The 9,425-nt window shown below is 65.9% G+C and carries 8 protein-coding genes; 5 read left to right on the top strand and 3 right to left on the bottom strand.

Annotated features, from left to right (window positions below; translation table 11 throughout):
• The 3 genes from dnaE to AB4Y84_RS06275 form a co-directional block, all read left to right on the top strand.
• Window positions 1–2,903 (top strand): DNA polymerase III subunit alpha (gene dnaE, locus AB4Y84_RS06285; RefSeq protein WP_442249883.1); only part of this gene is annotated, 2,903 nt, incomplete at its 5' end.
• A gap of 58 nt (window positions 2,904–2,961) precedes the next feature.
• Window positions 2,962–3,825, top strand: coding sequence for a hypothetical protein (locus tag AB4Y84_RS06280; RefSeq protein WP_442243756.1), 864 nt, complete (start codon window positions 2,962–2,964; stop codon window positions 3,823–3,825).
• Between the two features lie 129 nt (window positions 3,826–3,954).
• Entirely contained in the window at window positions 3,955–4,914 is a 960-nt protein-coding gene (locus AB4Y84_RS06275) for an acetyl-CoA carboxylase carboxyltransferase subunit alpha (protein ID WP_025877686.1), read from the top strand.
• A gap of 484 nt (window positions 4,915–5,398) precedes the next feature.
• Here the strand turns inward: AB4Y84_RS06275 and AB4Y84_RS06270 are convergent, their stop codons facing one another.
• Window positions 5,399–5,854 (bottom strand): CopD family protein, encoded by a 456-nt coding sequence (locus AB4Y84_RS06270; protein WP_099844244.1) that lies wholly within the window; start codon window positions 5,852–5,854, stop codon window positions 5,399–5,401.
• A 148-nt stretch (window positions 5,855–6,002) separates the two neighbouring features.
• On the opposite strand from AB4Y84_RS06270, the gene AB4Y84_RS06265 reads away from it, so the two are divergent.
• Entirely contained in the window at window positions 6,003–6,599 is a 597-nt protein-coding gene (locus tag AB4Y84_RS06265; protein ID WP_313249177.1) for a class I SAM-dependent DNA methyltransferase, read from the top strand.
• A gap of 86 nt (window positions 6,600–6,685) precedes the next feature.
• Window positions 6,686–7,993: a polyhydroxyalkanoate depolymerase gene (locus AB4Y84_RS06260; protein ID WP_025877691.1), complete on the top strand. Its 1,308-nt coding sequence runs from the start codon at window positions 6,686–6,688 to the stop codon at window positions 7,991–7,993.
• 158 nt (window positions 7,994–8,151) lie between these two features.
• Here AB4Y84_RS06260 and AB4Y84_RS06255 read toward each other — a convergent pair whose 3' ends face one another.
• Together AB4Y84_RS06255 and AB4Y84_RS06250 are read right to left on the bottom strand one after the other, a co-directional pair.
• The gene (locus tag AB4Y84_RS06255; RefSeq protein WP_442243757.1) at window positions 8,152–9,141 is read right to left on the bottom strand and encodes a sensor domain-containing protein; all 990 of its coding nucleotides are present in this window, start codon (window positions 9,139–9,141) and stop codon (window positions 8,152–8,154) included.
• On the bottom strand, window positions 9,138–9,425 hold a 288-nt coding region (locus AB4Y84_RS06250; protein ID WP_442249882.1), incomplete at its 5' end, for a PadR family transcriptional regulator. The genes AB4Y84_RS06250 and AB4Y84_RS06255, both read right to left, overlap by 4 nt.

Below are 9,425 nucleotides of genomic sequence, written 5' to 3'. Positions count from 1 at the left end.
AAGCACGCGTGTGCATCTCCACCGGCCGCGTGCTGGATGACCCCAAGCGCCCGCGCGAGTACAGCGACCAGCAGTACCTGAAGTCGGCCGAAGAGATGTGCGCGCTGTTTGCCGACATTCCCGATGCGATCGACAACACGCTGGCTCTGGCCGAGCGCTGCAACATCGAGATGCGCCTGGGCACCTACTTCCTGCCCGACTATCCGGTGCCGGACGAGGAGACGCTGGACAGCTGGATCCGCAGCGAATCGCGCAAGGGCCTGGCCGCACGCCTGGAAAAGAATCCCATCGCGCCCGGCATGACCGCGCAGGATTACAGCGACCGCCTCGAGTTCGAGCTGGACACCATCATCAAGATGGGCTTCCCCGGCTACTTCCTGATCGTGGCCGACTTCATCCAGTGGGGCAAGGCGCAGGGCATCCCGATCGGCCCGGGCCGTGGTTCCGGTGCCGGCTCGCTGGTGGCATGGGCACTGCAGATCACCGATCTGGACCCGCTGCCGTACAACCTGCTGTTCGAGCGCTTCCTCAACCCCGAACGCGTGTCGATGCCCGACTTCGACATCGACTTCTGCATGGACCGCCGCGACGAAGTCATCGACTACGTTGCGCGCAAGTATGGCCGCGAGCGGGTCAGCCAGATCATCACCTACGGCACCATGGCAGCCAAGGCGGTGGTGCGCGATTCCGGCCGCGTGCTCGGCTTCCCCTACGGCCTGGTCGACGGCGTCGCCAAGCTGATCCCGAACATCCTCGGCATCTCGCTGAAGGATGCGATGGGTGAGGGCAAGGACAGCGAGATGGCTTCGCCCGAGCTGATCCAGCGCTACCAGAGCGAGGACGACGTCCGCGACCTGATCGACCTGGCGCGGCAGCTGGAAGACCTGACCCGCAACGCCGGCAAGCACGCCGGTGGCGTGGTGATCGCGCCCGAGCCGTTGAGCGAGTTCTGCCCGCTGTTCGCCGAACACGATGAAGATGGCCGCGGCAAGAATCCGGTCACCCAGTTCGACAAGAACGACGTTGAAGAAGTGGGCCTGGTGAAGTTCGACTTCCTCGGCCTGCGTACGCTGACGATCATCGACTGGGCAGTGAAGGCGATCAACAAGCGTCACGAGCGCGCCGGCATTCCGCCGGTGGATATCACCCAGCTGCCGCTGGACGATGCGCCCACCTACAAGGACATCTTCGCGTCGGGCAATACCGGTGCGGTGTTCCAGTTCGAATCCTCGGGCATGCGCCGCCTGCTGAAAGACGCCAAGCCCGACCGTTTCGAAGACCTGATTGCGCTGGTGTCGCTGTACCGACCCGGCCCGATGGACCTGATTCCCTCCTTCGTCGACCGCAAACACGGGCGCGAAGACGTGGAGTATCCCGATCCGCGCACTGAGCGCATCCTGCGCGACACCTACGGCATCATGGTGTACCAGGAGCAGGTGATGCAGATGGCGCAGATCGTCGGCGGCTACTCGCTGGGCGGCGCCGACCTGCTGCGCCGTGCGATGGGCAAGAAAGTGCCGGCGGAAATGGCCAAGCACCGCGAGATCTTCCGCGAAGGTGCGGCCAAGGACGGCGTCGGCGAAGCCAAGGCCGATGCGATCTTCGACCTGATGGAGAAGTTCGCCGGCTACGGTTTCAACAAATCACACGCCGCCGCCTACGCGCTGGTGAGTTACCAGACCGCCTGGCTCAAGCGCCATTACCCGGCCGAGTTCATGGCCGCGACGCTGTCTTCGGACATGGACAACACCGAAAAGGTGGTCGGATTCCTGGATGAGGTGCGCAACCTCGGCCTGACCGTGCTGCCGCCGAAGGTGAACCAGTCCGCCTTCATGTTTGAAGCGGCCACGCCGGACACGATCCAGTACGGCCTGGGCGCGATCAAGGGCGTCGGCCAGGGTGCCTGCGAAGCGGTGGTTGACGAGCGCCTGCGCGGCGGCGACTACACCGACCTGCTCGACTTCTGCACCCGCATCGGTTCGGCCAAGCTCAACCGGCGCACGCTGGAAGCAATGATCAACTGCGGTGCGCTGGATGAGCTGGGCCACAACCGTGCCTCGCTGATGCTGCAGCTGCCGGAAGTGATCAAGGCCACCGAACAGATGGCGCGCGAACGTGCGTCCGGCCAGAACTCGCTGTTCGGCGGCCCCGAGCCAGGCGTGCAGGCCATCCACCTGGAGCTGCAGGAAACCGACGAATGGCCGTTGCTGCAGCGCCTCAACGGCGAGCGCGACACGCTGGGCTTCTACCTCAGCGGCCACCCGTTCGATCCTTGGCGCGATGATGTGCGCGATCTGGTCGGCACCGACCTCGGCTCGGTGGAAAAGATCTGGAGCGCCAACAGCAACAGTGGTGGCGGCGAGAAGCGCTGGCGTCCGGAAGTGCAGACCGTGCTTGCCGGCCAGGTGGTCGGCGTGCGCCGCAAGGGCGAGAGCCAGATCTTCATCCAGCTGGAGGATGGTCGTGGCCGCGTCGAATGCAGCGCGTTCTCCGATGCCATGGCCGAGTTCGGCCACCTGATGACCAAGGACCGTATCCTGGTGGTCAAGGGCGGCCTGCGCGAAGACGAGTTCAACGGCGGCTTCGCATTGCGCATCCGCCAGTGCTGGGACTTCGACGAGGTCTGTGCGAACTACGCCACGCGCCTGTCGCTGCGCCTGGACCTGCGCCAGCAGCGACCGGTGTGGGAGCGCATCGATGCCCTGCTCGACCGCCATCGCCCCGGCCGCACGCCCCTGCGCCTGGACCTGCTGTTGAAGGGACCCGATGGCGGCATCGCCGGCATGCTCGATGTTTCCGGGCAGAGCGCGGTGCGCGTCGATTCCAAGCTGATGGAGGCGCTGCGCGCCGAACCGGCAGTGCGCACGCTGAAGGTGCGCTACAGCCCGCCATGGGCCAGCTGAGGCTGGCCCCACCCCGTTTCCGCTTTCCCGCTGCATACGTCAAGGACGATTGCCCGTAATGAAGAACCTGCTGTTGCCGATGATGGCCGCGCTCGCGCTGGCTGGCTGTTCCTCCAAGGTCGATTTCGAGATCGACAACCCGACCGATGCGCCGCTGGCGATCAGCATCGATGGCAAGGACCTGCCGGTGGCCGCGCACGCGTCGCGACCGATCAGCCTGGCTGCCGGTGAGCATCACCTGCATACCGACCGCCTGGGCGATGTGCGCTTCATCGTCTACGCCGATGGCCGCGGCGGCCTGATCAATCCCAGCCTCAGCGAATACGTGACCGCGCGCGAGATCTATGTGACCGGCGAGGACAAGCTGAAGAACTTCGGCGTCAGCGGCCTGGGCATCGAGCTGGGCGGCGTCGAGTTCAAGGGGCCGTTCGAAAAGCACCACGGCCTGTTCATCGACAAGACCTGGAACTTCGGCGTGCGCGAGCCGTTCCCCGAGGAGCAGGTGGTTGCGCACGTGGACTCGACCGGCGGCCGGATCAGCACCAAGATCTTCACCGCGCCCGAGTTCACCACCTACATCGAGGCCAGCATGGGCGAACCCGGTGCCTACAAGCGCGAGCGGCCCGCCGGCTACGTGGCCCCGGCCTACACGCTGGAACCGGCGCCGGCGCTGCCCGCGCTGGACCCGGCCTTCGAGGCCCATGCCGGTCCGGTGCGCGACATCTATGCCCGCTGGCTGAAGGCCACCACGGCCAGCGAGCAGAAGGCCCTGCGCAAGGAAGACTTCCAGGCGCAGATGGCCTTCACCCAGGCCACCATGACGCTGGGCGCGAAGCTGCCTGTGGCGGCCAACCAGGCCTACAACGACTTCGTGACGATCCGCAGTACCGAAATGGCCCGCAGCGCGCTGGTCCTGCCCTGAACCGGCGGCCGGCGGACCGACTGGCGCCGCCGGCCCCCACTGCGCTACCGTCGGCTTCCAGACGAAGGCGTACGGGCCGTTCCTGCGCATTCGGCTAGAATTCCCCTCTTCTTTACACGACGGCTTCCGATGAATCCGAACTACCTCGACTTCGAGCAACCCATCGCCGACCTGGAAGCCAAGATCCAGGAACTGCGCAACGCCAGTGCCGGGCCGGCGGTCAATGTCGAGGCCGAAGTGCATGCGCTGCAGGACAAGCTGCGCGTGCGCACCGCACAGATCTTCCGCAACCTGACCTCGTGGCAGGTGCTGCAGCTGGCCCGCCATCCGTCGCGCCCGTACACCGCCGACTACATCCGCATCATCTGCGATGAGTTCCAGGAACTGGCCGGCGACCGTGCCTTCGCCGACGACAAGGCGATCATGGGCGGCCTGGCTCGCATCAATGGTCGCTCGGTGATGGTCATCGGCCATCAGAAGGGCCGCGACACCAAGGAAAAGATCAAGCGCAACTTCGGCATGCCCAAGCCGGAGGGCTACCGCAAGGCCCTGCGCCTGATGAAGATGGCCGAGCGTTTCGGCCTGCCGGTGCTGACCCTGATCGATACCGCCGGCGCCTGGCCGGGCATCGATGCCGAGTCGCGCGGCCAGTCCGAAGCGATCGCGCGCAACCTGATCGAAATGGCCGAACTGAAGGTGCCGATCATCTGCACCGTGATCGGTGAAGGCGGCTCCGGTGGCGCGCTGGCGCTGGGCGTGGGCGACCGTACCGTGATGCTGGAATACGCGGTGTACTCGACCATCACCCCGGAAGGCTGTGCTTCGATCCTGTGGAAGGATGCCGGCAAGGCCAAGGATGCTGCCGAGCAGCTGGGCCTGACCGCGCCGCGCCTGAAGGGCCTGGGCCTGGTCGACAAGGTCGTGCGCGAGCCGACCGGCGGCGCCCACCGCAACCCGACGCAGATGGCCAAGCGGCTGAAGGCCGTGCTGCTGAACGAGCTGGACGCGCTGGACGCGCTGTCCACCGAAGAGCTGCTGGACCAGCGCTACAAGCGCCTGCGCAGCTACGGTACTTACGAAGCGGCGTAAGCCTCTGCTCGAGGCGTTACTTTTCTTTTCGCGAAAAGAAAAGTAACCAAAAGAAACGCTCCGCCAGCCGCGAGCCGGTGTGCTCTGCACACCGGTTCCCTGCGCTCCTCAGTCCGCCAAGGGACGGCGCGGGACTCGCTACGCTCAAACATCCGCGCCTCTACGCCCTTGCCGGACCTCCGGTGCTCGGCTCGCTTGAAGGCGGATTGGGAAAGCAGAGCGAAAAGCATCCACGCATGGCGTGGATCTACTGGGTGCAGGTGTGGCGTTTGACGTTGGGTCCGCCTTTTAGCGAGCCGAGCATCGCAGGGGAATCAGGGGCGTAGAGGCGCCGATGTCTGAGCGCAGCGAGTTCGGCGCCGTCCCCTGATTGACCGAGAAGCACAGGGCACCGGTGCGTAGCACCGGCTCGCGACCTGGCGGCGTGTTCTTTGGTTACTTTCTTGCACGAGCAAGAAAGTGACATGTTCGAGAGCTCCAGATCTCAGAACGGCTTGGCCAGCACCAGCCAGACGATCGGGATGAACGCCAGCAGCGGGATCTCGTTGATCCAGCGCAGCGCGCGCGACGACGGCAGCGCCCTGCCCCTGGCCACGCCCTTGAGCAGGCGTCCGATCCAGATGAAGTACGCCAGCAGCACCACCACCAGGCCCAGCTTGGCGTGCAGCCATCCCGCGCCCCCCGGGGCGACCATGGTCGGGAAATCCGGAATCACCTTGTAGCCCAGCCACAGCACCAGGCCTAGCACGAACGCCAGGCCGAACATCGAATGGCCGAAGCGGTACAAGCGCATGCCCATCAGCTGCAGGCGCTCGACCACCGCCGGCTGCCCCGCCGTCTCGGACAGGTTCACCAGGATGCGCGGCAGGTAGAACACCGTGGCCATCCATGCCACCACGAACACGATGTGGAAGGTCTTGACCCAGTAATAGCTCTGCATGCGCTCGCTCCGGCGGCTGGCGTGGATGTCCGCCATTCTCGCATGCGCTGACGAGGCCGCCTCACGTGCAACCGCCGCGACACATCGACGCATAGTGTGGTGCAACACCGTACGATAGGCGCCGATTTCACGACTGCACCCGAACGCCATGGACAAGACCTACGACGCCGCCTACTTCCAGCGCTGGTACCGGCACGCCGACATCGGCGGCAGCGCGCGCCTGGCGCGCAAGGTCGCCCTCGCCGTGGCGACGGCCGAGTACTACCTGGAACGACCGATCCGCAGCGTGCTGGATATCGGCTGCGGCGAAGGTGCGTGGCGCGCGCCGCTGCTGAAACTGCGTCCGAAGGTCGAATACCTCGGTTTCGACAGCAGCGAGTACGCTGTGCGCCGCTACGGCCGGACCCGCAACCTGCACCTGGCCAGCTTCGGCGATTTCGCCTGGCTGCGGCCCTGCGCCCCGGTCGACCTGCTGGTCTGTTCGGACGTGATGCACTACGTGCCCAACCGCGAACTTCGCGCAGGCCTGGCCGGTGTCGCCGAGCTGACCGCAGGCGTGGCCTTCCTGGAGACCTTCGCCGCCGAAGATGAATTCGAGGGCGACCATGACGGCTTCCAGTCGCGTCCGGCCCGCTGGTACCGGCGCGAGCTGGCTCGGCAGGGCCTGCAGGCAGTGGGGTCCCACCTCTGGCTGGGGCCAGCGCTGGCCACCGAAGCGACTGCGCTGGAACAGGCGGCCCGCTGAATACGGGCAGTGCGTCTGCTTAACGTCCGGGACAGTCGGATGCGCTATGCTGCGCGGCAACATAAGACCATACATATTCGGTCGGCATGCTCTATCAACTGCACGAACTGACCCGCAACCTGCTCGCCCCTTGGGTGCACCAGGCCCAGGCCAACGCCAAGTTCTTCGCCAACCAGGGACACTGGTGGTCGCAGATGCCCGGCGCTGATCGCTTGGCCGCGGTCAATGAGCTGTTCCATCGCATCGGCAAGGATTACGAGAAGCCCGAATGGGGCATCAACGAAATCGAGGTCGAGGGCGAGCGCGTGCCGATCGTGGTGCACGAGGAACTCAGCAAGCCGTTCTGCAAGCTGCTGCGCTTCAAGCGCCACAGCAATGAAGCCGACCAGCTGCACACCATGCTCAACCAGCCGTTCGTGCTGGTGGTGGCGCCGTTGTCGGGCCATCACGCCACGCTGCTGCGCGACACCGTGCGCACGCTGCTGCGCGACCATCGCGTCTATGTGACCGACTGGGTCGACGCTCGCATGGTGCCCGGCAGCGAGGGCGAGTTCGGGCTGGACGACTACATCGCCTACATCCAGGAGTTCATCCGCCATCTTGGCGTCGAGCGCCTGCACGTGGTGAGTGTCTGCCAGCCCACCGTACCGGTGCTGGCTGCGGTTTCATTGATGGCCAGCCGCGGCGAACCGACACCGCGCACGCTGGTGATGATGGGTGGCCCGATCGATGCGCGCTGCAGCCCGACCGCGGTCAACAACCTGGCCACGCAGAACCCGTTGTCGTGGTTCGAGAACAACGTCATCCACACCGTACCGGCCAGCTATCCCGGTGCCGGCCGCCGCGTGTATCCCGGTTTCCTGCAGCACGCCGGCTTCCTGTCGATGAATCCCAGCCGCCACTTCAGCTCGCACTGGGATTTCTACACCGACCTGGTGAAGGGCGACCTGGAAGATGCCGACGCGCACCGTCGCTTCTACGACGAGTACAACGCGGTGCTGGACATGCCGGCCAAGTACTACCTGGACACCATCTCCGTGGTGTTCCAGGACTTCCTGCTGCCGCGTGGCGAGTGGGTGGTCAATGGCGAAAAGGTCGACCCGTCGGCAATCCGTGATACCGCGCTGTTGAGCATCGAAGGCGAACTGGATGACATTGCCGGCCTCGGCCAGACCGAAGCGGCGCAGGCACTGTGCAGCGGTATTCCGGCCGAGCGCCGTGAACACTTCATCGTGGATGGTGCAGGCCATTACGGCATCTTCAGCGGCCGCCGCTGGCGCGAAGTGGTCTACCCGAAGGTGCGTGACTTCTTCGCCGCGCATGCCGAAGCCCCGGCAGCGAAGGCCACGAAGAAGAAGAGCAACGTCACCCCGCTGCGCCGCAAGGCCGGGTAGCACCATCGCATTCGCGCTGTCGCTCCCACGATGCGCTGCGCGCATCGTGGGCCCCCGCCGCACCATTCATCCAATCCCCCGCCGCTTCGCGGCCGCCCCCTGACTCAGGGGGCTCTGCTCCAGCACGCGTCCGCGCCAAGCGTTCTGGGCCCATGCCCTTACAACCGCACCAGCAGGTTCTTGGCCAGCATGCCGTGCAGCTTGCCGATGCCGCGTGCCAGGTGCATCGTCAGCAGCAGCAACAACACGCCCACCCCTGCAACCACGATGGCCACCAGCGGTGAGGCCGCCATCGGCAGCACGTTCACGTCGTTGATGTAGATGCCGGGGATGTCGCCACTGAAGATCGCCGCCACCGGCGCCCAGATCAAACCCAGCGACAGCGACAGCAGGGTCACCGCGATGGTGAAGTAGATGATGCCCAGCGGCAGCATCAGCACGAAGTACAGCAGGGTCAGCCAGGTGCGGCCATCGGTGAACATGTCACCGATGCGCTGCAGCCAGCTGCGGCTGCGGTCGGTGTACTGCGGCCGACGCGGCATGCGCTCGCCCAGCAGCGCTTCCACCAACCGCCCTTCCAGCAGCGCCAGTCCACGTACCGAGCCGAAGAACAGCACGGTCAGTGGAACGCCGATGATCAGGATCAGCAGTCCCAGCGACAACGACAGGCCGGTGACCACCCAGGTGAAGAAGAAAATGCCGGTGGCCAGCGACAACAGCATGTAGAACAGCGCGCCGTAGGTGTGCGGGTCCGTCACCACGCCGAAGAAGCGCGCCAGCAGCGAGCGGTGCACGGGCGCTGCGGGCTGTGCCGCCGGTGCAGCACCGCTGGCCTCGGCCGCTGCACGCAGCACCGGGCCCGTGTCGGCCCGCGGCGTACGCAGCGCGCGGTTCACCGTGAGCTCGGTTTCGCGATAGATCTCCGCCACCTCGTCCGGTGCACCGTAGCTGCCGGCGACGTCGGCGATGACCTCGGCTTCGCTGCGGCCGGGTTGCGCCGCCAGTTCCGAGCGCAGGTATTCCTCGGCGTCGTACAGGGCGTCCTGCACCATCGCCGGATCGGCACCGTCCAGCGCGGCACGCAGCTGCGCCAGGTACTGCGGGATGGTGCTGGGCAGACGGTTGCCTGCCAGGTCCAGGTCGTTCATTGCGGTACCCCCTCCAACACGGAATCGACGGAATCACGGGTGTCGCGCCAGGCCTGGCGCCATTGCTGCAGCACCTCCCGGCCACGTGCGTTGATGCGGTAGTAGCGGCGCGGCGGCCCGCTGCTGGACGGCTCCACATGGCTCTCCAGCAGGCCGGCGCCCTCCAGGTTGCGCAGCACCGGGTACAGCGCGCTCTGCTTGCCACTGAGCACGCCCTCGCCCACCCGTTCCAGCTCCTTGGCGATCAGGTAGCCGTACAGCGGCTCACCGGCGCGGGCCAGCAC

Source organism: Stenotrophomonas sp. 2YAF22 (assembly GCF_052114665.1).
GTDB classification, from domain to species: Bacteria; Pseudomonadota; Gammaproteobacteria; order Xanthomonadales; family Xanthomonadaceae; genus Stenotrophomonas; species Stenotrophomonas indicatrix.
The sequence above is the reverse complement of the archived record's forward strand: the minus strand, read 5'-3'. Positions and strand labels throughout refer to the sequence as shown.

Coding starts and splice junctions, on each gene's coding strand:
- AB4Y84_RS06280 (WP_442243756.1), top strand. CDS start 2,962: ATGAAGAACCTGCTGTTGCCGATGATGGCCGCGCTCGCGCTGGCTGGC.
- AB4Y84_RS06275 (WP_025877686.1), top strand. CDS start 3,955: ATGAATCCGAACTACCTCGACTTCGAGCAACCCATCGCCGACCTGGAA.
- AB4Y84_RS06270 (WP_099844244.1), bottom strand. CDS start 5,854: ATGCAGAGCTATTACTGGGTCAAGACCTTCCACATCGTGTTCGTGGTG.
- AB4Y84_RS06265 (WP_313249177.1), top strand. CDS start 6,003: ATGGACAAGACCTACGACGCCGCCTACTTCCAGCGCTGGTACCGGCAC.
- AB4Y84_RS06260 (WP_025877691.1), top strand. CDS start 6,686: ATGCTCTATCAACTGCACGAACTGACCCGCAACCTGCTCGCCCCTTGG.
- AB4Y84_RS06255 (WP_442243757.1), bottom strand. CDS start 9,141: ATGAACGACCTGGACCTGGCAGGCAACCGTCTGCCCAGCACCATCCCG.